Origin of the sequence: Treponema medium, from assembly GCF_017161265.1 — a bacterium.
In the GTDB taxonomy this organism is placed as follows: Bacteria; Spirochaetota; Spirochaetia; order Treponematales; family Treponemataceae; genus Treponema; species Treponema medium.
Map to the genome: position 1 here is coordinate 1872695 of NZ_CP031393.1, position 23373 is coordinate 1896067.

The window sequence follows — 23373 nt, forward strand, 5'->3', positions numbered from 1 at the left end:
GAGTATATTCTACACTGATATATCAATTGATGCAAGGGTATGATTATCTTCTATATTATTATCGGCATAATGTACGGTATATGACACAACTCCTGCGGATTTCAGACAATCCTGCAGCAATGCTGTAAGATTTTCCTTTTTCTGTACCGAAAGAGCTGTCGCTCCCTGATAGGAAAAAAGGCAGGTATTGTTTTTGAGCATAAACGTCCATGATTCCTGCTTTTCTTCGCTCCGTACCCTCAGGCAGCATTCATGACATACGGTGTCTTGCAGGTCAAGGAGAAAAGCTGCCGAACCCTTCCAGAGTGTGTCGAGTTGTTTTTCAAACGGGAATACGACCCAGTGGTTTCTACCGGCTTTTACATGATTGAGAAAACGAAAGAGGTCGTCATCTTCCGGAGCGTCGATCGGCTTTTCATGTTGTGTGTCGGAAAGGGTGAATAAGGCTGTAAGGCATTGCGCAATCAGCTGCGGTGACGGTTCAATGCCGCGGGAGTAGAGGAGGGCAGCGGCAAAAGCGGCTTTTTTCTCGTGAGGAGCAAAAACATGGAGCGAGGAAAGGATTTTTAAGAGCGGACGGGGTTGAAGCGGCTGCTCGTTTTCGCGAAAAAAAGCAATGAGTGCTGCTGTAAGATCTGACTGTGGTATGCCGAGTTGAGTGAATACATCGTTATGAGGAGTTTGCGGGAGTATATGGTTTCGGTACGGTGTTAGTACCACCGTGTTCTCGGCAATATGAACGCGCATCAACAAAAAAGCTCCTTCTCGAATGTCCTGAGAAAGAGCTTTTGTCTGTGCTTGCAATACGGTTCCCTTGATAGCAATCCGTATCGTATTGTTTTTAAGGATAGACAGTACCCGAACCGTTACCGGTTCATTCTCGGAAAAACCGGCAGCAGTATTCCCGTGTAAAAGAACGGCCTCGTTAAGCGCCTCATTCTGATGTAATGGAATCAGAAGCACCGACCGTTCCGCTACGGCTTGCATATCCGCTAGTTTTTTTTCTGCAGCAGTGTCTTAATCTTTGCCGCCTTACCGATCTTCTCGCGGATGTAGTACAGCTTAGCACGGCGTACCTTACCGGCATGCACAACTTCCACCTTTGCAATACGCGGCGAGTGAAGCGGGAATACGCGCTCGACACCAACGCCGTAAGAGTTCTTTCTTACGGTGAATGTCCGACCGATACCGGCATTTTTAAAGCACAGCACCAAGCCTTCATATATCTGAATACGTTCGGTTTTTCCTTCAATAATCTTGAAGTGTACCTTTACGGTATCGCCTACTTTAAAAGAAGGTTTTTCGACAATCTTTTGTTTTTCCTCAATCTTACGAATTAAATTCTCTGCCATTTGTTATCTCCTGTAAAATAAGTTCCGCTTCTTTTGTCCATTCAGGCGAACTACGGATTACTGTCAGTAAGTCGGGACGCATGGCAAGCGTCTTTCTAATCCGCTGTTCAAGCCGCCATTTACGAATGTGCTCGTGGTGGCCGGACAGAAGCACTTCAGGAACAGCCCTGTCCCTGAATATCTGCGGCCGTGTGTACTGGGGGTATTCCAACAAACCGTCGGAAAAGCTCTCCTCTTCAAGGGATTCGCGGGAAATAACGCCGTCGATCAAGCGGTACACCGCGTCTATTATTACGAGCGCAGCAAGTTCACCTGAGGACATAACGTAGTCGCCGAGCGAAATTTCGTCGCAGGCGTATTCGTCGATGATCCGCTGATCGATTCCTTCGTAGCGGCCGCAGATAAACACGAGTTCTTTTTCTCGTGCAAGCTCTGCTGCACATGATTGCGTAAAGGGTTTGCCGGAAGGAGTTACATAGATAACTCGTTTTTCGGCAGCCTGCACGGAATCGAGCGCGAGCGCAAGCGGCTGCGGCAATAGGAGCATTCCCGCCCCGCCGCCGTAGGTTAGATCATCACAGGTTCGATGCTTGTCGTAAGCAAAGTCGCGGATATTCACCAGATTGTAGGTAATAAGCCCCCGTTCGACCGCCTTCGCCATGATCGACGATTCGAAAAAGGCGGCGGGTATTTCGGGGAACAAGGTCAGCACATTGAATCTCATTCGAGAATCCAGCGGTGCATAAGCTCAACCTGCTTTGCCGCTATGTTTATCTTCCCAATAAATTGAGAGCGAAACGGAACATACACGGTTCTGCCTGTTGCAGCCTCGGAGACTTCCAATAACAATCCGCCTCCGCCTTCCACTACATCTGCAATTGTACCCACAGAATTTCCTTTGTACACAAGGTCAGAATTACAAAGATCATTGATATAAAACTCGCCGCGTTCAAGCGGGCAAGCCATATCCCGAGGAACCAATATATCCGCGCCGTGCAGCTTCTTTGCCGCCTCAGGCGAATCGATACCTCGTAGTTTTAATAATGCATCCGCATTACGGATAACACACTCTTCAACCTGATAGAAGATTTCGGGATGCTGTGTTTCCGTCCCTTTGGATGGAAGTTGCAGCTTTATCTCTTTTAAGTTTAGAAAATGTTCATACTCGCCCGAACAGCTTTCAATTTTAATGAAGCCTTCGAGACCGAATGTACCCCGAACTCTACCGGTTATGAGCCAGTCCATTAATCAAGAATTTCCAGTAAATAACGGGTTCCGCTCCGACCGGCTGATGCCATAAGCAACGTCCGAATTGCCTGTGCAACCCTTCCGAATTTTCCGATTACCTTTCCTACATCACCGCTTGCAACACGCAATTCCAGCACAATACCGCGGTCGGTCTCTTTTTCCGATACGGAAACGGCGCTGGGATCATCGACAAGCGACTTTGCAATGTACTCGACTAAATCACGTTCCATGCTCGATAGCCGACCTATAATGTGAATTGTTTTTTGTTGAGTAAGTGACGAACCGTATCGGTCGGCTGAGCGCCTTTATTAAGCCAACCGCGTACCTTATCGGCATCAAAAGCAATCTGCTGATCTTCGGCTTCAATAGGATGGTAGATGCCTACCTCGTCGATGGTTTTACCGTCACGGGGTTCACGAACATCCTGTACTACGATACGGTAATACGGACGCTTTTTACTCCCGAACTTCTTGAGTCTGATTTTTACGCTCACGTTAATCCTCCCGGAAATTAATCAATATAGTAGGAACTACTAAAAGAGCAGCTTTTAGGAATGTTCCTGCAAGAATAAAATACAGGCTATAATACATAAAAACCGATACTTGGTCAACCATAGGACATCGAGTTTTACGGCAAAGAGGGAGTTTGTTTGACTACTTGACATACACTATATATGGGGGTATTGTAATAAACATAAGCGTAATTAACACTATATAGATAAACTTATATAGTGTGATGTTAAACATAACTCTATAAAAAGGCGGGTAAAGCACCATGAGAACAAGAGAAGCAATCGATGCTGATATTGCAGCTGCACAGTCCGAACTGCAAAACGTACACGGTTCCACAACGGAAGTATATGCACGCATAGTCGGTTATTACCGTTCCGTCCGTAACTGGAATAAGGGCAAGCGTGAAGAGTTTTCAGAACGGAAAATGTTTGAACACGAAAATCCCAAAACGCCCCTCTATGCAGGGCAAAGTACCGTAGTGGATACGGGAACGACATCAATTCAATATCCTGCCTTTTTTGAGGTATATACGCGAAAGACATGTCCTAATTGCCCCCCTGTTAAAGATTACTGCAATAATCTCGGTATTGACATCCATTATATCGATGCCGACACCGAAGAGGGTATTAAAGCTGCTGCCAAGCACGGCGTTCGTTCCTGTCCTACCGTTATCATGTATAATGAATCGGAAAAAGAGCTTTCTCGTGCATATTCGGTTGCCGATCTTAAAGCGTATCACTTAACTCCATATACGGCTGAAGCGGTTATCGCGTAAGCTATGAATGTCGGTCTGCAGAAAACCACACTTGTCAACTATCCGCGCAAGGTTGCTGCTGCGGTTTTTCTGCCCGGCTGTAACTTGCGCTGCCCGTATTGCTATAACGGTGAGTTGGTATGTGCATCCGTTTTGGAAGGGCCTGCCGGTAAATCATTGCAGGGCGGTACGAATGACTACGTACCGATCGAAGCGGTCTATGAGCATATCGAAAAGCGGAAGTCGGTATTGCGCGGACTCGTTATTTCAGGTGGAGAAGCGCTGTTGTCTCCGATTTTACCGGAGCTTATTCTACGGGCACGAAAAGCCGGTCTTGCCGTTAAACTTGATACAAACGGTCTATTGCCGGATAGGATGTATTCGCTATTGCACGACGAAGCGCTCTGTCCGGATATGATAGCCGTCGATATAAAGACCGCTCCCTCCCGTTATCATGAACTTAAATTTTGTTGTCCGGCAGGGACTGAGCCGTCGGCTGAACAGCCTGAAGCTGCGCTTAAACGGACGCTGATGATTTTGCAGGAAAAGCAAAGATTTTGCCGATCGGTAGAAATCGAGTACAGAACAGTTCTTGTACCGCCGCTTGTAGCCGCCGAAGAGATACGCGCTATTTCAGCATTACTCCCTTCCGATGCCGCATGGTTTTTTGCTCCTTTTTTACCGGGTAACTGTCTTAATCCCGCATGGAATACAATCCGTCCATATACACAGGCTGAAATGGAGAATCTCATCCGTCTTGCCGGAACAAAGATTCCCAATAGCCAATTACGATAATTGATTTGTCATTCATAAAAATGGATAGAAAATAGTGAGGTCTCTACAGCGCAACGCTGTAGGTTCCGGTGTTTCTTGCAGAAATTGTTATGAGGGAAAAAATGGGCCCAGCTGGACTTGAACCGGCGACCCGCGGATTATGAGTCCGCTGCTCTAACCAACTGAGCTATAGGCCCAAGAAAGCACCATAATAATTTATTTTGCGGCTTTAGTCAAGCAATCGAAAAACGAATATCGAAAAAATTGAATGCCAAAAATCTAAAGTGATAATATTATTTTTTTCTCATAATATCCTATTTTCCGGATACTAAAATACCAATCCGGTAACAAATGGTACCGAGTTCTTGCTTTCGTTATGATATAGTCCGTATAGCTATAAGAATTGGCGTTTTTAGAGCAGGGCTACCGCACAATTGATGCGTGCGGTAGGTTTACGACTCCGGCATTTTGCGTCAGAGGAATTGATTTATGCAAGATCTTCGAGCCTATCGATATTAATGGTTATGGTATCATTGGAGATAGTGAGCAGTTTATCTTTTTGCATATTCATCAATTCACGGGATAAGGAAGGGCGGGGAACGGCAAGATATTCGGCCATAGCTTCTCGGTTCAGTGTAAGCGTTATTTTAGGCTGACCATGCGCTTGCTGTAACAGATACACGGCTATTTTTTTGCGCAGTGTAAATGATGAAAATATCAGCAGCTTCTGGTTTAAAAAATAAGCTTTATGCGCGAGAATAGACAAAAGATTCTGTACAATTTTTGTTTGTACGGCAGGCAGTGTTGCGGATGTTGAAAATATATTTGCCGGAATACTGAGAATTTCCGCATCGGCGATTATCCTGCATGAATAATCATACGGGATGGATTGCAAGAAAGCATAGACTTCACCGAAGACGGTTTCCGGTGTTTCAAAGCGGTTCATAATGATTCGTTTACCATCAGCATCATTTTTTTCGATTTGGACAACCCCTGATTTAAGAACGAACAATGCCTTGGGGAGGTCACCTTCAAAGAAAATAAAACTGTCTTTTTGATAAACGGTATTTTTCGCTCTGATTGCAGTAAGATAGCTTTTCAGATCCTCTACAGGAATATCTTTAAAGAGCGGATTCACAGCATCCTTCCTTTGCATAGTATGCGGTTCTTTTTTTAGTATCGGTTGTAAATAGTCTGTTATAAGGAGAAGCAGTAAATGAATAGTTATTTTAGCATGGATGAAACGGTTTTTGACGTTACGGAACGGTATCCTGAAACAATTCGCTATTTGGCAGGGAAGGGATTTACGCCGCTCACTAATCCGGTCATGCGCAAATTGATGGGAAAGAAAATCACACTTGAAAAAGCTTTTCTTTCTAAGAAATTGGATATCGATTTATGCGAGCGGGAACTCGTTGAAGTTATCGAACAAAACGCTTCGTCGGGTTTTGCACATATCGATCTCGGTTTAAAGGTAAAAAGCGATAATCCTCTTGAACCGGATGATGGTAAACAAACGATCAGGATTGAAGGTGTTTTGCCTTGCCCGATACGGATTCCTCTTCTGGAAAGCTTTGAAGCATTTTATTCCGATTATGTCGAAACGCATAAGGAAGAATTGGAAAAGAAAAACTATAAAATCAGATATGATCTAAGATCGGCTAATCTCGGTATTGATTGGATAATCGATCTGGCAAAAACCGGTAAAAAAGAAAACCTGCCGGATGTGCTCCTGTCTGCCGGTTTTGAACTGTTCTTTGACAAAAAGCTGATGGGTTCTTTTATTGAAAACAAGGAATTTCACTGTGCACTTGATACGGTCAATAAAGATTTTTGCAATGACTATATCGATTTGCGGGATGAGAAAAAAAATTACGCCATTATCGGCGTCGTTCCTGCAATTATGATTGTAAATACTGCTTTATTAAACGGCAGAAAGGTACCGGAAACATGGGAGGATATTTTATCTCCCGAATTTGAACATTCCGTCGCTATTCCATTCGGTGATTTGGATTTATTCAATTCTGTCATCCTTAATATCTACGCGCGTTTTGGTGATGAAGGAATTAAGAAATTAGGCAAAGCATGCAGTGCTTATATGCATCCTGCTCAAATGGTCAAAGGCGGTAAAGCCGCGGCTGTGCAGCCTGTGGTCAGTATCAGTCCATACTTTTTCTCTAAGATGATAGATGAGCGGACTCCTCTGAAGACGATTTGGCCGGAGGACGGTGCGATTGTCGCTCCTATTTTTATGCTGGTAAAAAAAGATACTGAGGAACTTACAAAAGATTTTGTATCGTTTTTTCTTTCGGAAAAGACCGGTATAGTTTTTGCGCAAAGCGGTTTCTTCCCATCTACCAATCCGTCCGTCGACAATCGGTTATCAGCCGATAAAAAATTCTCGTGGGTAGGCTGGGATTTTATCTATCAAAATGATATCGGTGTAGTATTGGAAAAAATTAAAGCTGATTTTGAAACCGCTGCCGGCAGCAGCTCCGAAAGCCGCCGATAAAAAAAACGGTGTTGTAGAACTGCTGGTTTTACAACACCGCTTACGAGATATACGTTATTTAACCTTTTACTCTTTAGCCTTTTACCGAGCCGATGGTAAGCCCTTTCACAAAGTATTTTTGCAGGAAGGGGTACAGCAGGATAATCGGCAGCGTCGAAACGATAATGACGGCGGCTTTAATCGAAATACCGATAACCGACATATCTGCGCTGCCGGCTCCATCTCCCATTGTTGCCGTACCGTTGACGATATTGCGCAGAAACAACATAACAGGGAACTGTGAAGACTTTAAGTAGATCAATCCGTTAAACCAATCATTCCAAAAGAATACTGCCGTATATAGACCGATTGCCGCTAAAGCAGGAGTTGAAAGAGGAATGACAATCTGCGTAAAAATCCTGAAGTAGCCGAGCCCATCTATCAGTGCCGCTTCTTCCAACTCATGCGGAAAGGCTTTAAAAAAGTTGATTAAGATAATCAGGTGGAACTGATTGATGGCAAAGGGAAGCAATATCGCAAATACCGTACCCGTTAAATGCAATGAAGAAATAAGCAGATAGGTGGGGATTAAACCTCCCGAAAAAAACATCGAAAAGACTATTAACTTCATGATGATACCGGTTCCACGTAAAAACTTTTTTGAAAGTGGATATGCAAAGGTCGAGGTAAAACAAAGCGCAATAAGGGTTCCGAAAAAGGTATAGAAAATAGTATTACCGTACGCTTTAAAAAAATTCGGGTATGTAAATATCTGCTTATATGCCGCAGTTGTAAATCCTACCGGTAAAAACGATACTTTGTTCTGCATAATGGCTGCGGGGTCGGAGAAAGACAGGGCAATCATATATATAAATGGTACAATGCAGATGAGTACGACAAACGCCATTACAATGAATAGGATAAGATTAAAAATAGTGAACGATTCTTGTCTTGATTGCATAGATCACTCCGTTAATAGATACTTTCGTCGGTGAGGCGTTTGCTTGCAGCATTTGCAGAGGCAACGAGGAAAATGCCGATAACGCCGGTAAATAATCCGATTGCGGTTGCGTACGAATAGTTTTGATTTGCTAAGCCGGTACGGTATACAAGTGTTGCGATAATATCACTGACATCCGCATTGTTCGGGGTATACATAAGCAGGATTTTTTCAAAGCCAAGCGTCAGTAATCTGCCTATTTCCAGAATAAGCATCACCATAATAGTCGGCAAGATAGACGGTATGGTGATATACAGTATTTGCTGTAATTTTCCCGCACCATCGATTTTTGCCGCCTCGTATAATTCTTCGTTAATTCCCGTAATTGCCGCAAGATAGATAATGGCAGTCCAACCCATATACTGCCATGTGTCGGTGAAAATATATAGTATTCTAAAATAAGACGGTTCATTCATAAAATAGATCGGCTGCATATCGAAAGTATTTTTTAACAGAAGATTTAAAATACCGGTACTCGGCGAAAGAATTTCCGCAGCCATTGCAATAACGACAACGGTTGAAATAAAGCGCGGCATATATGAAACCGTTTGTACAAATTTCTTTAAAAAAACGGAACGTATTTCGTTTAAAAGGAGCGCAAAGATAATCGGTATCGGGAAGTTTATGAGTAAATTCATCAGCGATAAAGTCAGCGTATTCCTAAATGCCCGCCAAAAAGCTGGGTCTTTAAAAAACATTGTAAAATAGCGCAGACCTACCCATTCGGTGCCAAATGCGCCGAGCCCCGGACGATATCGCCTAAATGCAAGTACATTACCGAAAATCGGAACATATTTAAATATGATAAAATAAATTAAGGGTAGCAGAAGCATCGCATAAAGCTGCCAGTATTGATGAAAATAGCGTTTTGTTCTTTGATTCATAGCGTTAAAAAATAATAAGGCATCTCTAAAAGCTATACCTGAGTTTTTAGAGATGCCCAATACACCTACAAAGCGATGCTTATGCAGGCGCAGCAAGAGGTTATTTCCTTACGTGTTCGTTATAGAGCGTAAGGTACTTTTCAATGCCGACATTATTCATTTCGGTAACATAGGCATTCCAATCCTTATCAATATCTTTTTTCCCGGTGATAAAATCATTGTTCCATTTTTCAAATGTGTCTAGGAGCGGAGTGCGCAGGATACCTGCTTCTTCGGCAACGGCATCATCAAACAGCGGGGTAGGGGGAATCGGCTGGATCGCCATATCCATTTTTTCTACTTCTGCATTGATGCGGGCATAATTGTCGTCATACTTGGTCATTTCTCTGCTGTTGATCCATACCAGCTGCGTCGTATCGGCGCCGCAGCCGTATTTTAACTGCATCGTCTTGTAAATACCTTCAGGAGCTTCGGTAATTTCTTTTGCATACTGGATTTTACCGTTTTCAACCGTATAGGTTACGCCTTCTACGCCGAGACACCAGAGTTTTGCCCCTTCATCGCTGAAGAAAATATCATCAATCGCACGGACAATTTGTTCAAAGTCAGCGCGTTTTGCGGTCTTTGACGGGAACATGATACCCCATTGTGTTCTGCTCTTTGGTTGGTGGTGAGCGCCTGCGGGGCCTGCAAGCGGCGGATACATTTGCAGTTTAAAGCCTTCGATAGCCGATTTTCCGGTAACGCCGCCGATTTGGTCATAGTACGCATACGTGGCAACTGCTTTGCCGGTAGCGAGCTTTTGCGCCCATTTATCGCCGTCGATGGGATCTGCCATTTCAGGATCTAACAAACCCTCTTTGTAGAGCTTTGCAAGGAAGCGTGCATAGGACTTATACATTTCCGTTACGGCGCCTGCAAAATAATTACCCTGCGCATAGTCCCAGCTTAAAACACCGGTACCGGTTGAAGAATTTTTGCTGAGGCTGATTCCGAATGACGGCATTGTCATTCTATATAAAACCCGCGGGCCGGCCAAAATGGTCAGGGGATATGAGTCGGGATTATCTTGTTTGTATTTCTTTAAATAGACATAGAGGTCGTCGAATGTTTTCGGCTGAGATAAGCCATATTTATTCAGTATGTCTTCGCGCAAAATCAATCCGCCATCGTAAAAAGGAACGTCGAATAAAGAAGGAAGATAATAATATTTTCCGTCTTTCAGGCGAACTGCGTCGATGTCTTTTTCCAATCCGAATTTTTTTACCTGTGCATTAAAGTTCGGAGTCCATTCGGCATAGTCGCTGATCGGAATAAGCGCGCCGTTTAATGCCAAGGAACCGTTTTCTCCGTTGGTGTTTTGGTAAAGGATTACATCGGGACCATTGCCGGTATTTAATGCTAACGATACCTTGGTGCTGTAATCGGCAATCGGTATCGGCTCAAAGTGCAATTTTGTGTTTGAGCGCTTTTCCGATTCCTGCACGGTCAGCCAATCGGCTTTGAAGGGAAGCGTCGCATTGTCTGAATAATACAATGAGATTTCAATCGGCTTTTCCGAATTGGTTTGGGATGCGGATGCGTCCGTTTTTTTCGTATCGCACCCGCTCAGCAAGGTACCGGCAATCAGCAGTGCGGCACAGAGCTTAAACATACGTTTCATGATTTCCTCCGAATTGATGAGCATCTTTAAAATTATTTGAGTTTACATCAAACTGCTCTTTAAAAAGGGTAACCTGCTATTACCCATTTGTCAAGTTTTACTGTGTGTTTTGGTACGAATTTTCAATGCGCGTACTTGCGAAGATATAATAACCGGCTTATACTAAGCCAATATGCGGTTTTTTGATAGGGTTTTTCGCTGGATAAAGAGACCTCAGATATATGCGCTGGTTGGCGGTAATGGTACCGGAAAAAGTTTTAGGGCACGGCTGGTCGCGCAAAGATATGGAATTGATTTGATTATCGATGACGGATTGGTCATTAAAGGTGATAAAATACTCGCGGGGCATTCTGCAAAACGGGAAAAGACTTTTTTGGCAGCAGTAAAAACGGCTGTCTTTGACGATAAACAGCATCGTGATGAAGCAGCTAAAGTACTTCATCAATTCAGTCGTAAAAAAGTGCTGATTTTGGGGACGTCGGATAAGATGGTTAATAAAATTGCGACGCGGTTGCAAATTCCACCGCCGCAAAAAATTATTCGCATTGAAGATATCGCAACGAGGGAAGAGATTGAAACCGCTATCAGAAGCCGCCGTGTCGAAGGTAAACATGTTATTCCCGTTCCATCTGTCGAGGTTAAACGGAACTATCCGCAAATATTTTATGATAAAATCAGGCTGCTGTTCCGTAATGCAAATATCGGACACTTAAAAGAGGAAGAAACGTTATTTGAAAAATCGGTTGTGCGCCCTGAGTTCTCAAAGGTTTATCCGGCACAAATTTCCGCTACTGCATTAAAAGAAATGGTTATACAATATGCGGCTCAGTACGATAGCGCGATAAATATTAAGAAAATTACCGTCCAAACCGAAGATAACGGTTATAGAGTTATTATGATGGTCGATATGCCGGCAGGGCCTGATTTGACAGGGCGGATATTGGCATTAAAAGATTCTATTATAAAAAACATCGAACGGTATTCCGGAATTTTTATCGAAGATCTGAATATCGTATTGAATCAGATGATTGATATACAAACGGAGGCGTAAGATGGCACGGACACTACTCCCTTTATGGCAAAATTGGCAATTTGCAGAAAACTTTACAGAACAGTATATACAACCCGATTGCGACGAAACATATTTTACCGAAGTGCAGCTTCCTCATACGGTGAAAGAATTGCCGTATCATTATTTTGCTGAAAAAATATATCAATTTGAGTCGTGTTATCGAAAAAAATTTGCCGTATCCCATCAGTTGCAAGGGATGCGCCTTTTTATCGACTTTGACGGAGTGATGTGCTATGCGAAGGTTTTTGTTAACGGACAGTTCGCCGGCGAGCATAAAGGCGGATATGTTCCTTTTTCCGTAGAGATTACTCAATATGTTGAGTATGGAGATGAAGAAAGGAACGTATTGGTTGTATACGTTGATTCGACGGAACGAGCCGATATCCCCCCGTTCGGCGGTGAGGTCGATTACCTTTGTTATGGAGGCATTTACCGCGATGTTACGCTGCGTGCGGTTCCCCATTGTCATATCGAATCGATGTATGCCCGCCCTGTTTCCATTTTAACGGCAGAAAAAAGTTTGCAGGTTGATATTGCGATTGCACACAGCGAACGAACGAATAAATCGATCGATGTTTCCGTAGCACTCTTCGATTCCAGAAACCGGAAACGGGCAGAGTTGAGCAGAAGTCTCGTTGTATCCGTTCCGTCTCTTTCTCTATCGATGCTTATGGATGAATTAACCGGCTTAAAATTATGGACGCTTGAAAAGCCTGAATTGTATCGTGTCGAAGTATCTTTACTGGAAGACGGTATGGTATGTGATGCCGTATCTGCCCGTATCGGCTTCCGCACGGCTGAGTTTACGCCGGAAGGTTTTTTCTTAAACGGCAAGCTGCTCAAGCTGCGCGGTTTAAACCGGCACCAGTCTTTTCCCTACGTCGGTTATGCGATGCCTGAACGGGTACAGCGGAAAGATGCTGATATTCTGAAATACGAGCTTGGCGTTAATATCGTCCGTACTTCGCATTATCCGCAGTCGCCGTATTTTTTGGATCGATGTGATGAGATTGGCTTATTGGTTTTTGAAGAAACGCCCGGTTGGCAGCATATCGGCGATTCCGCATGGCAGGATGTCAGTTGCGAAAGTATCCGGAAGATGATCATTAGAGATCGAAATCATCCTTCTATTATATTGTGGGGAGTACGCATTAATGAATCGCCTGATTGTACGGCGTTTTATCAGCGCACAAATACGATCGCCCATGAGCTTGACCCGTACCGGCAGACCGGTGGTGTTCGCTGTATTGAAAACAGTGAATTTTTTGAAGACGTCTATACGATGAACGATTTTATATATGGTTCTCAAGGATTGCCTGTTGGCAATGGAGCGGGAATTGCGCGAGCGCTTCGTTCTCAGCGCGAGGTTACAGGACAGTCCGATGTGGTGCCGTATCTGGTAACCGAGTTCGGCGGACACATCTATCCGACAAAACGGTTCGATCAGGAAGAGCGTTTGGTTGAGCATGCAAAGCTTCACCTCGCGGTACAGAATGCCGCCGCCCTTGACCCGCAAAAATGCGGCGCAATCGGATGGTGTGCGTTTGACTATAATACTCATGCGAATTTCGGTTCGGGCGACCGTATTTGCTACCACGGTGTGATGGATATGTTCCGCCTTCCTAAGTTTGCTGCAAGCGTTTATGCGAGCCAGCTGTCTGCGGAAGTACGGCCGGTGTTGGAACCGTTAACCCGTTATACCGTCGGCGACCGTGCAGTCGGCGGAATTGCGCCGCTTATCATCTGTACGAACTGTACCGCAGTCCGGCTGAGCATCGGCGAAAAAGATTTAGGTCTGTTTTATCCCGCTTTTGACCGATATCCCGGGCTTGCGCATCCGCCGGTTGTTATCGAGAACCTTCCAAGCGTGTGGGGCGGCGGATGGGAAGATGCCGTATTCATCGGCTACCATAACGGTAAAGAGTGTATTACCCGCCGCTTTACTGCAAATCCCGTTGCGACGCAGCTTGTGCTTACCGCCGATGAGACAAAACTTCGGGCGGACATACCCGATGCCGTCCGCTTTGTTGTGCGGCTCCTTGATCAGGCGGGGAACGAACTCCCTTATAGTTCGGAGGTTGTGCAGATTAAGCTGAAAGGCCCCGCCGAGGTTATCGGCCCTAAGGAGTTCGCCCTCATCGGCGGCGCCCGCGGCTTTTGGATTAAAACGCTCGGAAAAGTCGGCACGGTAAAGGTGTCCGCACAAACCGGTGAATTTAAAAGCGGAACTGTTTCAATCCGCATCCGGTGAGGTTAAAGGCATCAATTTTTAGGTAAAGTAAAATTTTAAAAATTTTAAGGGTAATTGACAAAGATTTGATTTTACGCTATATTCTTTAAGTATTTTTATGGCGGTATAGCTCAGTTGGTAGAGCAAACGGCTCATATCCGTTAGGTCATAGGTTCAAGCCCTATTGCCGCTAACTCCTTTAAAAGACACTCGTTCAGAGTGTCTTTTTTTTGTAGATTAAATCTAAGGGAAAACCGCTGCGCAAAACTTACCTCTCAAAAACTGATTCGCAGTTCGCAAAGCGGATATGATAAATCATTTCCTTACAGAACAAATCGATAAGACTTATGTTTTTAGAGGTTCCTTAAAATTGAACAACTGAACAAAGTATCAACTTTGGAAGTTGTTCAATTCGTGCGCGATAGCACACACGTCAATAAGTGAGTTTGCCACAAGGCAAACTCATCGGTTAACGAGGCAACCTTATTTGGTTGTCGAAGTTATACCTTCCCACTCATTCAACGGTAAATACAACCGATACCTCTTCATCGCCGCAGCGGACGATAAGCCGGTGTTCTCCTTTTTCCAGCGGAAGGCTGCCTGAAAACGGGCGGTTTAGGGTAATCGGAGCGCGGCCGTCGTAGCTAATGTGTACGGTATCTTCCGTACCGCCGGTAATTTCGATTGGAACACCGATGCCTTGGTAACGAGCATTGCTGACAAAACGGCTGCCGTCTGCCGGCCGGATGACGGTTAACGCATTGCTCGGCTGTCCGATTGTACCGTGCCGTGTGATGTTCGCAAACCAGCGCCGGTATTCTTCGGGGTATACGGTAACTGAGCGTCCGTTTTGTATTTGATGCCAGCTGCATTCGCCGCCCGCTTGATCATATTCGCCGGTTTCCCGTTTATATGTGCCGTGCCGGTTGGGTGCGTTGAGCCGGTTGGATGTGCCGAAGCTGTTGTATCCACTCTGTCCATTGTACCTGTTGTGCTCGCTCAAAGCGGTGAATGCGGACGGCAGATATTCCTGCACTGTATTGTGGCATGCCGGACCGGCGGGCATTCCCGAAAGGGCGCAAACGGGTTCGCGGTGCCAATGCTCCGGTTCTGCAAAGTTTTTTGCCGGTACCGTAAGACCGTCCGCGAAGGGCTGGCTGTGCAGCCGGATGAGTAAGTTCCGTGCAATCGAAGCGGGAGCGGAGCTTCCTGTTTTTCCGATGACGGTATTGCCTGCAAAATTCCCCATCCAGATGCCGACGGTAAAGGCTGATGATGATGCGAGGGCGATAAGGCTCTGAAATTGATTTGCCGTGCCTGTTTTAAAGATGGAAGGAAAGGGGGTGTTCAGGGGTGAAGAGAAACCGAACCCCTTTGCCCTCGCTGCGGAATCTGAAAGGATTGAACAGATGAGCCGCGCGGTGTCTGCGCTGAAAACCTGTCTCGGTGCGGAAAAGCCGTCGGCAGTGCTCCCGTCCGTAAATGAGCGCAGCGGAAGGATTACTCCGTCGCGTGGAAAAACGCTGAACGCGCGTACCAGTTGGTAGAGGGGCACTGGTACGCTGCCGAGTGCAAGCGACAGTTTTGCCTCTGCGCCGTCTGTTCCAATAGACTGAAAGCCGAGTTCCTCTAACGTGTGCAAATAGGTTTCGATGCCGAGTTCGTTGAGGAGATAGACGGCGGGGATGTTGAGGCTGGAGGCAAGCGCAACCCGTAAGCGGACGGGACCGTTAAACCGGTTATTAAAGTTGCGCGGGATATACGCTTCTTCTTTTCCGAACCGTATCGGAATATCCGGTAAGACATCCGACGGCTTCCATCCTTGTTCCAATGCGAGCGCATATAAAAACGGTTTGGAACTGCTTCCGCTCTGATTTAACGCGGTAACGCCATCGATTTTTCCATTGTTTTCATCGTCAAAATATGAGTTCGATCCTATCCACGCAAGGATATTTCCGGTTGCGTTTTCGATAACGAGAATGGCGCCGTTGTGTACGCGCGCTTGAGGATTGTTTTTCAACTGAGCGCGGAGGAGCAGTTCAGCCTGAGCGGACAAGGCACTGTCTGCGGTTAAATACCAGTCGGGAGGCAATGCTTGAGGTGCTGCTTTGGGAGATGCCGATACGGACTGTCGGCTCATCTGTGTTTGACTGTTTTTCTGTGGGGGACTGCTGCCCTGCGCAATTTCAGGGCTGCCTTCCGGGTGCGGTTGAGTACCACCTTGCGCACCTTGCGGAGCTTCCGGTTGTCGATGAAAATCACCTGCTTTGTACCGCCGCACAAGGTATTCGATGTAATGAGGCATCCCGAAGGGGTATTCAAAGCGGCGTGCAGTACGGGCAGCCTGCAGCAGCCGATCTGTAAGCAGGGTGTCTTGCTGTCCGTCCTGCCCTTCGCTTTCTTGCATAAAGACGGCGCGGTAGAGCGCGGCCGCTTTTTCGGCACAGGCTTCGGGATGCTCAAGCGGGTTGTAACCGGCGGGACGGCGGGGGATGACTGCGAGGCAGCAGAGCTGTTCCGCAGTCAGTTCCGAAAGCGGCAGGGCAAAAAAATTCCTTGCTGCCGAGGTAAGACCTTCGGTTTGGAAGCCAAACGGAAGGCTGTTAAGATAGAGTTCTAGAATAGCCTGTTTTGAAAGGCGCCGCTCAATCCGGAGCGCGTTTCGAGCTTCGCGGAGCTTTGCAAAAAGTGTGCGCTTTTTTGCCGGAACGACGAGGCGGGCGAGCTGCATCGTAACGGTAGACGCACCGCTAACCCGCTTCCCGCTGCTGATATTTTGATAAGCCGCCCGTGCAATAGCGGCAACATCGATGCCGCGGTGGGAGAAAAAATCCTTGTCCTCCGCAGCGAGAAAGATGCGGACGGCGTCGGGCGGCATCGATTCATACGCCGTAAACTCACGCCGTATGCCGTCCTCCAGTGCGAGGATTTGAATGAGGTTTCCGCCCCGATCATAGACGCGGGTACTCCAATCCCGCTGCATAAAAGCGTCCAGTTCCGGGAACGGCAAAAAGAGCGAAAGCCAGCCGCCGATACAGAGTGCAAGCAGTGCTCCTACGCCGTACAGCAGCCGTTTTTTAGATAATCTGAGTGTATTACTCTGCCGTATTTTCATAACCGTTTATAATCGGCACAATCGGTTGTATGAACGATATTGATGTCATACCCATACTGCTATATTTACCGAAGATATTGCTCATCATTTACTTATCGGAGTAGTTTTTTTTGAAAAGTTCATGTAACGTTTCGGCAATTTTTAAGCTCAAATCTCCATCCAATTTTGTTTCTTTCCTGTCGTAAGTAAAAATACCGTTCACCTCATCTTCAACATCGCTCACTTGAGTGTAAATTGAAGCGCTCAATCCCTTTTCCATCGCCGGATATACATCGGTTTCATAGAGGTTCCGGATACCGTCGTTTAAAGATTGTCTATCTTTGAAGATTTTATAACCGTATAAAATATCGGAGGATGTATGACCGTCCACGGCTAAGCTGAACCCTCCGAATTCGGTTAAGGCTAAAATCCGATTCAACGGATCGGGTTTCGGGCGGAAGGACTTAAAATAAATGTGATAGCTGTGGAAATCTCCTGCCCCTTGATCAAAATAGCCGCTTGCATGATCGATGAGCCTCGTGGGATCTTTTTTATGGACGTATTCCGCCATTGAGGCTGCTTCGAATTGTCCCCATCCTTCATTAAAAGGAACCCATACCGAAAGGCTTACCGTATTGTACAGTAAATCGATGGTACGTTCGGCATCGCGTAAAAATATGTTTCGCCCCTTTTCGCTTTTGCGTCCGTGGAGGGCATAGCGGTTTTTCGTATCGTTAAAATTGAAGCCGAGCCACGGTGCATATTGAACGACAAACGGTTTATACGGGCCGCCGCCGCTGACAAAATCCTGCCAGACAAGCATTCCGAGCCTATCGCAATGATAGTACCAGCGGAGCGGTTCTATTTTAATGTGCTTCCTCAGCATATTAAAACCCATATCTTTCAGTTTTTTAATTTCCCAAATCATCGCCTCGTCGGAAGGCGGCGTATACATTCCGTCGCTCCAATATCCCTGATCCAAGAGCCCGTGATGAAAGATCGGCGCTCCGTTTAGACTGAGAACGGGACCGTGTTTGCCGTTGATGATTCCGAATTCCCGCATACCGAAGTATGAAGTTACCGTATCCTCTCCTGCACGGATTTCCACATCATAGAGGAAAGGATGTTCGGGACTCCAACTCTTAAAATCGGCAGGCATTTTTATCCGCAGCGGATTGGTTGTGAGTATTTCTTCCGCAATTACAGAACCGGAGTCAAAGATTTTAATGCGTATATCATCATCAAGTTTAACATATATATCATCAAGTCGATGCGAAGAGTTTACATTGTTTCCGCCGGTATCGGCTCCGGTAATAAAAACCGAAATTTCAACTTCACCTGTTTGATAATGAGGAGCTATATTGATCTTTTCGATATGAGTGTCGGGAACTTTTTCGCACCATACGGTTTGCCAAATACCGCTCTGCCCCGTGTACCAAATCTCTCCTCGGTTTAAGGTTTGCTTACCGTAGGCCTCATCACCGGTATCGGTATCGTCGGTAACTGCAATGATGATTTCCGTTGTATCACCGTTTAAAAAATCGCTGATGTCAAAAGAGAACGGCCAGTATCCCCCCGAATGGGAACCTGCTTCTTTACCGTTGACATAGACGGTACAGTGTTGATCTACCGCTCCGAAATGTAACAGGAGCCGCTCATTCGGTTTACAGTGTTCAAAGTTGAATGTTCTGCGGTACCACAGCGTCTCCCCCGGAAGCAACTGCCGCTGTACATTTGACAGGATTGTTTCCGGAGAGAACGGTACGATTATTTCTCCGTCCCATATTTTAGGCATCTGTTTATCGGCGGTTATCGCGTAGTCCCATGCTCCGTTTAAGCACTGCCATTCTTTTCGCGCCAACTGAGGGCGTGGGTAATCGTTTAAGGGCTTTTGTTTGTCGAGCGCTTCACCCCACGGTGTGAGTAAAGGTTTTATCGGTTTGTTTTTTCTCATGTTATTGTCTCGATGGTAAGGCGATCGTTTCTGCGCCGGTTATACATTTTCGATGCGAAAAAGAGCGGGAAAAGCGCCGTTACCGCTAGAATCGCTCCCCACAGATAGATGGATTCTGCGGGAATATTTTCGATGATTCCGAATTCATTCGCGATGGAGCCTGCTCCGTTTTTAACAATGATGTTGCCTATCACGGTTCCGATAATCATCGGGGTGAGGACGAAAAAGAGAATACGGATACCTTCAAACTGCCCTCGTGCGGTTTCGGGATAGAGTTCTTTAACCCAGATGGTCATCGATTGCGTAACGAGAATTTGTCCTGCACCTGCAAGGAAAACGGAAAGGAACAGCGGAATGTTTTGCATGCAGAATACCGTTTCCGTGTTAAAAGCTGAGGGCTTTGCAAAGAGCGATAAAATGCATAAGCCGACGATATTCAGAATAATTGCAAAACAGGCAAGCTGCGGAGTACGCCTCTTATTGATAATCCCGATTGCAGGGATCACCGGCAGGGACGCGGCGACTAAACTTAATCCTTGAATAATGCCCATGCTCCCAGCGTTAAAGCCCATGCGGTAAATCATCCAGTTTCCCATGTGGACAAAATAAACATTGAACGAAACAAAGAACAGTGCCGTTGTAATACACGCAAGCATCAATTCTTTTTGAGAAAAAAATCCTTCCGCTTTAAAGATTGAGCTCAATTGCTCCCAAAATGAACCGGTTTTGCAAGGTTTTAAGTCGGGAGAATCTTCTAATAGAAGAAGCGAGAGAAGTCCTGCAAGGATGACAAAGATACCCATAGACCAAAACAACCGCTGATAGTTATTTTCGCTGCCGATGAGCAAACCGCCCAATACGGTGCCGACGATGGTGCCGATTATCGGTTGAATTGCGAGTACGGCTCCGACTTGACCACGGTTTTTATCGGTAGTCATGTCATTGCTCCATGCATTGTATCCCGAATCGTTTCCCATAGAGCCGAAAAAGCTCATAACATCATCGGCTAAAATAACAAGGACCGCTGCCCAGATTGAAGCCTTTGCTCCGGTTCCGACCTGTCCGTGTCCCACAAATTCGGTAAGACCGAACAGAATCGTCGTCAATCCCCATACGATGTAGCCTATAGAGATAAATCTTCTTCTCGAACCGATTCTATCCGACAGTGTCCCGAATATGAAGGTTGAGAATGTTGTGACCAAAGCGCTGGTAATAACCATGAGCGTTACGATAGAGGAATCTTTTGCAATCTTTGCATACACAAAGGTATTAAACCATTGATTTTCGATATTCCAGCATAACTGCCCCGCAAGACCTAAGCCCCACATTAAAAACCAAAACCGTTTTGTTCCAATAAGACTTTTTTCAGTTTTCATCATATCTATCCAAGATAAAGTAAGGAGTGTTAAAAGTCTGTAATTCGTGGTATGGTTAGATTAGAAAGAAAAAAAAACAATACCACAAAAGAAATTACAGACCTGAATCAGTGTAACGCAAACTTAAGATAATTGCTATCCTTGATCAACTTTAATGAGGCTGTTGCAGCCGGCTTGAATACTCTTTGTTACGACGCATATAAAAATTTGCTTGACAGCGCTTTATTGTAGGGATTCACATCTGTTCAAGATAAATTTTTATGATAATTGTATGAATTCTTTACTATGGATTATTTCATGGTTTGAATTTCTGATATTTGGAATACTGTTTTTTATCGGGGTTCCGAGATCGATTTTACAGAATATTCCGGCAAGGTAACCGGCTCACTACTTCTTGTGTATATCTTCTGCCTTCAATTCCTCCGTAAGATAGTCATCGCTCATACAATGCATATCGGAAATGCCGTCTTTCATTAATTTATATGTTACCGAATGATAGAATTTTTGTAAGGCTGCATCTAAACCGATATGCTCTTTTTCGGCATACAGAGCGATAACCCGTGCATATTTTTTTTGCAGCAAAACCGGATGCGCTAACATATACTCTTAAATCCTTTGTACTGTAAGTACTTATCAATAATGGACTGCGTTTTAAAGCATATCTGCCAATTCGGTTTTTCGTATTGCAGCCGTTTCAGTGCTTCTGCTTTATCAATCAATCCGTCAAAAAAAAGTTCCACCGTATTAAATACCTTATCATTTGCAATTCCGCCTTCAATTATATCATATCGATTATAATCACTTGGCATAGTACCGGCTCTGCATTTCAAAATAAAATCAAGCCATGCTTCGGTATAGGCTTCAAAAGAGAGAACAACGCATTCTTTATAAACAGACACATCAAGTTCGTAGTATGAGATGATCCCGTTTTTCCGCCGCGTTGTATATTTTTCGCACCACTTTTTTGCTTGTTCATAAAACGGTGTGGTATAAAATCCCTTGCCGAAATCCACTCTAAGCCGCGAGTGCTCGGTGTCAGGCTGAGCAATAATCCGATCAGAGCCGTGATACACGATTATACTTTTATCCCGCATTGATCCATCGCCTCAAGTATATCATTGATGATGTATTCCTTATCTTGAGTATGCAGTACATCATAATGCGCAACAATATAGTCGTAGAGAAAGCTGCTTGATTCTGCGAGCGCCGTATAGATATGCTCGGCATCCGTTTTTAAGCGGAGTGCAAGGTTCTCTATGCAGAATATCACAAATTCAAGTTCATCCGTGTTTTTAATTCGATCATTCATTTGTAACCCACTACCGATCATTACCCATTAGCTACAGCCCACTCTTTGATTGTGCGCTTTTTTTCATCAAATCTCGCACCAATAAGCACAATCTTTTTTCCGTCCATCTTATACTGACCTGAATAATTCTGCTCTTTTATCTGATTGAGTGCATCTTCCGCAGTACCGTTACCGGAAAGTTTAAACTCAAAGAGGTAGATACTATCTGCAGTAGTAACCACGCAGTCAGCTCGTCCGGTACTACAATGCACCTCAGTCTGCACAAACTGTCCCATCAGCGCAAAGACCAAATACACTGCCGTTTGATAGTTTTGTTCCCGCAGCTTCATGTTTTCTTCGGTGAAGTTATCATACGGTATACCTGCTATGATTGACCTCATCCGTTCCATAAAAGAGTCAACTTTCCCCTCACGGATGTCTTGTACAAACTGCCATACCGACTTGCCTGTATCACCGAGCGGTAAACTTGAATATGCAGGCAGTAGATTTTCTAAAAAGCCGTATCGTACTTCATCATTCGGAAAGCCGAGCTTATACAGCCGCGCTTCTTTGATATACCCTATAATCGTCAAGTACCCTGATTGAAACAGAATGGGTAAGGCATTTTCTGTCACAGCACGATACGTTTCCAACCCCGATTCATTGAGTTCGACATTACCGTCCAAATCCGGAACAAAATAATGCGCTTCTTTTAAGTAATTGACTAAAAAAGTCGGTGTTCCCGTACTGAACCAATAGCTTTTGATTTCTCTTTTTGCTAAAGCACTCAAGACGCTGTAGGGATTATACATGCCTTCCCCTGCCGGATGGAACAGATAACCGTCGTACCATTGCTTGAGCTCAGCAAGCGCTTGCTGATAAGTTAAGTCTTGCCGTGTCGCAAGTATTTGTATCTCAGGCTGAAAATTTGCTTCCAGCTCTTCTTGGGTGATGCCGCAGATGCCGGCATAATCTTCTTCCATCGATATATCCCGAAGGTTATTCAAATCACTGAAAATACTGATCTTGCTGAACTTGGTAACGCCGGTGAGGAAGGCAAAGCGGATATATTGATCGCAGGTTTTGATTACGGAGTAAAATGCTTTAAGGGTATTGCGGTATTGCTCATTTAATGTTTCATTTACCCCCATGGTTTGCAGTAAGGGTTTATCGTACTCGTCTACAAGGATGACTACTTGCTTACCGGTTTGTTGGCAGGCTCGTGTAATAACACCGGCAAAACGGAGTGCAAAATTTTGTTCGGATGGTTCAACCCCATATAGTTTTTCCCATTTGCAGAGATGACCATTCAGATTCATACCGAGCTCATCAGATTCTATATAGTTGCCCGTATTAAAATCCAGATACAATACCGGATATGCTTCCCATGCTGCCCGTTGTTCGAACTCCGCTTGTTCTTCCTCGGCTTTTTCAAGATACAGACCTTTAAACAGTTCTTTTTGCCCGAGAAAATACGCCTCAAGTGTTGAAAGAAACAGGCTTTTTCCGAACCGGCGCGGACGGCTTAAGAAATACGGATTAGACGACTGGATAAGCTGTCGGACAAATGCGGTTTTATCAACATAAAGGTAGCCATCCCTGCGTAGTTTTTCAAAACTCTGTATGCCGACCGGCAGTTTTCGTGAAAAGTTCATACCGGTATTATAGCATGGAGATTGCC

22 protein-coding genes and 2 tRNA genes are annotated in these 23373 nt (G+C 45.1%); 6 read left to right on the forward strand and 18 right to left on the reverse strand.

The features are described from left to right. Positions 1-9 precede the first annotated feature (9 nt). From DWB79_RS08205 to rpsP, 6 genes are read right to left on the reverse strand one after another with little or no spacing between them, the layout of a single operon-like run. On the reverse strand, positions 10-987 hold the full coding sequence (locus DWB79_RS08205) for a hypothetical protein (RefSeq protein ID WP_016523573.1): 978 nt from the start codon (positions 985-987) through the stop codon (positions 10-12). Between the two features lie 5 nt (positions 988-992). After that, the gene (gene rplS, locus DWB79_RS08210) at positions 993-1352 is read right to left on the reverse strand and encodes a 50S ribosomal protein L19 (protein ID WP_016523574.1); all 360 of its coding nucleotides are present in this window, start codon (positions 1350-1352) and stop codon (positions 993-995) included. Beyond that, on the reverse strand, positions 1330-2076 hold the full coding sequence (gene trmD, locus DWB79_RS08215) for a tRNA (guanosine(37)-N1)-methyltransferase TrmD (protein WP_016523575.1): 747 nt from the start codon (positions 2074-2076) through the stop codon (positions 1330-1332). Before trmD ends, rplS begins: the two co-directional genes overlap by 23 nt. Further along, positions 2073-2597 carry a ribosome maturation factor RimM gene (gene rimM, locus DWB79_RS08220; RefSeq protein WP_016523576.1) on the reverse strand — a complete coding sequence of 175 codons (525 nt, stop codon included), beginning with the start codon at positions 2595-2597 and terminating at the stop codon, positions 2073-2075. The genes trmD and rimM overlap by 4 nt, the downstream gene beginning before the upstream one ends. Then, positions 2597-2830: a KH domain-containing protein gene (locus DWB79_RS08225; protein WP_006188554.1), complete on the reverse strand. Its 234-nt coding sequence runs from the start codon at positions 2828-2830 to the stop codon at positions 2597-2599. Before DWB79_RS08225 ends, rimM begins: the two co-directional genes overlap by 1 nt. A gap of 14 nt (positions 2831-2844) precedes the next feature. Then, positions 2845-3093 (reverse strand): 30S ribosomal protein S16, encoded by a 249-nt coding sequence (gene rpsP, locus DWB79_RS08230; protein ID WP_016523577.1) that lies wholly within the window; start codon positions 3091-3093, stop codon positions 2845-2847. A gap of 281 nt (positions 3094-3374) precedes the next feature. On the opposite strand from rpsP, the gene DWB79_RS08235 reads away from it, so the two are divergent. Beyond that, a complete protein-coding gene (locus tag DWB79_RS08235; RefSeq protein ID WP_016523578.1) occupies positions 3375-3887 on the forward strand; it encodes a glutaredoxin family protein in 513 nt (170 codons plus the stop codon). 3 nt (positions 3888-3890) lie between these two features. Then, entirely contained in the window at positions 3891-4661 is a 771-nt protein-coding gene (locus DWB79_RS08240; RefSeq protein ID WP_016523579.1) for a radical SAM protein, read from the forward strand. 102 nt (positions 4662-4763) lie between these two features. On the opposite strand, the gene DWB79_RS08245 is transcribed toward DWB79_RS08240, so the two are convergent. Both DWB79_RS08245 and DWB79_RS08250 read right to left on the reverse strand, forming a co-directional pair. Then, positions 4764-4837 (reverse strand) — tRNA-Ile (locus tag DWB79_RS08245). Positions 4838-5127: 290 nt separating this feature from the next. Next, the gene (locus tag DWB79_RS08250) at positions 5128-5778 is read right to left on the reverse strand and encodes a Crp/Fnr family transcriptional regulator (protein WP_016523580.1); all 651 of its coding nucleotides are present in this window, start codon (positions 5776-5778) and stop codon (positions 5128-5130) included. 78 nt (positions 5779-5856) lie between these two features. Here DWB79_RS08250 and DWB79_RS08255 point away from each other — a divergent pair, with 78 nt between their 5' ends. Next, the gene (locus tag DWB79_RS08255) at positions 5857-7152 is read left to right on the forward strand and encodes an ABC transporter substrate-binding protein (RefSeq protein ID WP_016523581.1); all 1296 of its coding nucleotides are present in this window, start codon (positions 5857-5859) and stop codon (positions 7150-7152) included. A gap of 73 nt (positions 7153-7225) precedes the next feature. Here the strand turns inward: DWB79_RS08255 and DWB79_RS08260 are convergent, their stop codons facing one another. The 3 genes from DWB79_RS08260 to DWB79_RS08270 form a co-directional block, all read right to left on the reverse strand. Continuing rightward, complete coding sequence (locus tag DWB79_RS08260; RefSeq protein WP_016523582.1) at positions 7226-8092, reverse strand: carbohydrate ABC transporter permease; 867 nt, start codon at positions 8090-8092, stop codon at positions 7226-7228. A gap of 11 nt (positions 8093-8103) precedes the next feature. Next, a complete protein-coding gene (locus tag DWB79_RS08265; protein ID WP_051125848.1) occupies positions 8104-9015 on the reverse strand; it encodes an ABC transporter permease in 912 nt (303 codons plus the stop codon). A gap of 100 nt (positions 9016-9115) precedes the next feature. Further along, a complete protein-coding gene (locus DWB79_RS08270) occupies positions 9116-10678 on the reverse strand; it encodes an extracellular solute-binding protein (protein WP_016523584.1) in 1563 nt (520 codons plus the stop codon). Between the two features lie 172 nt (positions 10679-10850). Here DWB79_RS08270 and DWB79_RS08275 point away from each other — a divergent pair, with 172 nt between their 5' ends. The 3 genes from DWB79_RS08275 to DWB79_RS08285 all read left to right on the forward strand — a co-directional run bounded on the left by DWB79_RS08275 (position 10851) and on the right by DWB79_RS08285 (position 14173). After that, on the forward strand, positions 10851-11729 hold the full coding sequence (locus DWB79_RS08275) for a hypothetical protein (RefSeq protein ID WP_016523585.1): 879 nt from the start codon (positions 10851-10853) through the stop codon (positions 11727-11729). Between the two features lies 1 nt (position 11730). After that, entirely contained in the window at positions 11731-14001 is a 2271-nt protein-coding gene (locus DWB79_RS08280; protein ID WP_016523586.1) for a glycoside hydrolase family 2 protein, read from the forward strand. 99 nt (positions 14002-14100) lie between these two features. Then, positions 14101-14173: transfer RNA gene (locus DWB79_RS08285), tRNA-Met, on the forward strand. Between the two features lie 321 nt (positions 14174-14494). On the opposite strand, the gene DWB79_RS08290 is transcribed toward DWB79_RS08285, so the two are convergent. From DWB79_RS08290 to DWB79_RS08320, 7 genes are all read right to left on the reverse strand, one after another. Continuing rightward, the gene (locus DWB79_RS08290) at positions 14495-17095 is read right to left on the reverse strand and encodes a transglycosylase domain-containing protein (protein WP_016523587.1); all 2601 of its coding nucleotides are present in this window, start codon (positions 17093-17095) and stop codon (positions 14495-14497) included. 88 nt (positions 17096-17183) lie between these two features. Next, complete coding sequence (locus DWB79_RS08295) at positions 17184-19028, reverse strand: glycoside hydrolase family 2 protein (RefSeq protein ID WP_016523588.1); 1845 nt, start codon at positions 19026-19028, stop codon at positions 17184-17186. Further along, entirely contained in the window at positions 19025-20407 is a 1383-nt protein-coding gene (locus DWB79_RS08300) for an MFS transporter (RefSeq protein ID WP_016523589.1), read from the reverse strand. The genes DWB79_RS08295 and DWB79_RS08300 overlap by 4 nt, the downstream gene beginning before the upstream one ends. Positions 20408-20791: 384 nt before the next feature. Beyond that, positions 20792-21004 carry a DUF3791 domain-containing protein gene (locus tag DWB79_RS08305; RefSeq protein ID WP_016523590.1) on the reverse strand — a complete coding sequence of 71 codons (213 nt, stop codon included), beginning with the start codon at positions 21002-21004 and terminating at the stop codon, positions 20792-20794. Then, the gene (locus tag DWB79_RS08310) at positions 20998-21498 is read right to left on the reverse strand and encodes a DUF3990 domain-containing protein (protein WP_016523591.1); all 501 of its coding nucleotides are present in this window, start codon (positions 21496-21498) and stop codon (positions 20998-21000) included. Before DWB79_RS08310 ends, DWB79_RS08305 begins: the two co-directional genes overlap by 7 nt. Continuing rightward, positions 21480-21713, reverse strand: a complete 234-nt coding sequence (locus DWB79_RS08315) for a DUF3791 domain-containing protein (protein WP_169558578.1) — start codon at positions 21711-21713, stop codon at positions 21480-21482. The genes DWB79_RS08310 and DWB79_RS08315 overlap by 19 nt, the downstream gene beginning before the upstream one ends. A gap of 20 nt (positions 21714-21733) precedes the next feature. Further along, a complete protein-coding gene (locus DWB79_RS08320) occupies positions 21734-23347 on the reverse strand; it encodes an ATP-binding protein (protein WP_016523593.1) in 1614 nt (537 codons plus the stop codon). Between the last annotated feature and the right edge of the window lie 26 nt (positions 23348-23373).

Excerpts from the sequence above, each read along its gene's own strand:
- DWB79_RS08260 (WP_016523582.1), bottom strand. The coding sequence starts at position 8,092 with ATGCAATCAAGACAAGAATCGTTCACTATTTTTAATCTTATCCTATTC.
- DWB79_RS08240 (WP_016523579.1), top strand. The coding sequence starts at position 3,891 with ATGAATGTCGGTCTGCAGAAAACCACACTTGTCAACTATCCGCGCAAG.
- DWB79_RS08270 (WP_016523584.1), bottom strand. The coding sequence starts at position 10,678 with ATGAAACGTATGTTTAAGCTCTGTGCCGCACTGCTGATTGCCGGTACC.
- rplS (WP_016523574.1), bottom strand. The coding sequence starts at position 1,352 with ATGGCAGAGAATTTAATTCGTAAGATTGAGGAAAAACAAAAGATTGTC.
- DWB79_RS08265 (WP_051125848.1), bottom strand. The coding sequence starts at position 9,015 with ATGAATCAAAGAACAAAACGCTATTTTCATCAATACTGGCAGCTTTAT.
- DWB79_RS08275 (WP_016523585.1), top strand. The coding sequence starts at position 10,851 with ATGCGGTTTTTTGATAGGGTTTTTCGCTGGATAAAGAGACCTCAGATA.
- DWB79_RS08320 (WP_016523593.1), bottom strand. The coding sequence starts at position 23,347 with ATGAACTTTTCACGAAAACTGCCGGTCGGCATACAGAGTTTTGAAAAA.
- trmD (WP_016523575.1), bottom strand. The coding sequence starts at position 2,076 with ATGAGATTCAATGTGCTGACCTTGTTCCCCGAAATACCCGCCGCCTTT.
- DWB79_RS08295 (WP_016523588.1), bottom strand. The coding sequence starts at position 19,028 with ATGAGAAAAAACAAACCGATAAAACCTTTACTCACACCGTGGGGTGAA.
- rimM (WP_016523576.1), bottom strand. The coding sequence starts at position 2,597 with ATGGACTGGCTCATAACCGGTAGAGTTCGGGGTACATTCGGTCTCGAA.
- DWB79_RS08300 (WP_016523589.1), bottom strand. The coding sequence starts at position 20,407 with ATGATGAAAACTGAAAAAAGTCTTATTGGAACAAAACGGTTTTGGTTT.
- DWB79_RS08205 (WP_016523573.1), bottom strand. The coding sequence starts at position 987 with ATGCAAGCCGTAGCGGAACGGTCGGTGCTTCTGATTCCATTACATCAG.
- DWB79_RS08235 (WP_016523578.1), top strand. The coding sequence starts at position 3,375 with ATGAGAACAAGAGAAGCAATCGATGCTGATATTGCAGCTGCACAGTCC.
- DWB79_RS08255 (WP_016523581.1), top strand. The coding sequence starts at position 5,857 with ATGAATAGTTATTTTAGCATGGATGAAACGGTTTTTGACGTTACGGAA.
- DWB79_RS08225 (WP_006188554.1), bottom strand. The coding sequence starts at position 2,830 with ATGGAACGTGATTTAGTCGAGTACATTGCAAAGTCGCTTGTCGATGAT.
- DWB79_RS08315 (WP_169558578.1), bottom strand. The coding sequence starts at position 21,713 with ATGAATGATCGAATTAAAAACACGGATGAACTTGAATTTGTGATATTC.
- DWB79_RS08290 (WP_016523587.1), bottom strand. The coding sequence starts at position 17,095 with ATGAAAATACGGCAGAGTAATACACTCAGATTATCTAAAAAACGGCTG.
- DWB79_RS08310 (WP_016523591.1), bottom strand. The coding sequence starts at position 21,498 with ATGCGGGATAAAAGTATAATCGTGTATCACGGCTCTGATCGGATTATT.
- DWB79_RS08280 (WP_016523586.1), top strand. The coding sequence starts at position 11,731 with ATGGCACGGACACTACTCCCTTTATGGCAAAATTGGCAATTTGCAGAA.
- DWB79_RS08305 (WP_016523590.1), bottom strand. The coding sequence starts at position 21,004 with ATGTTAGCGCATCCGGTTTTGCTGCAAAAAAAATATGCACGGGTTATC.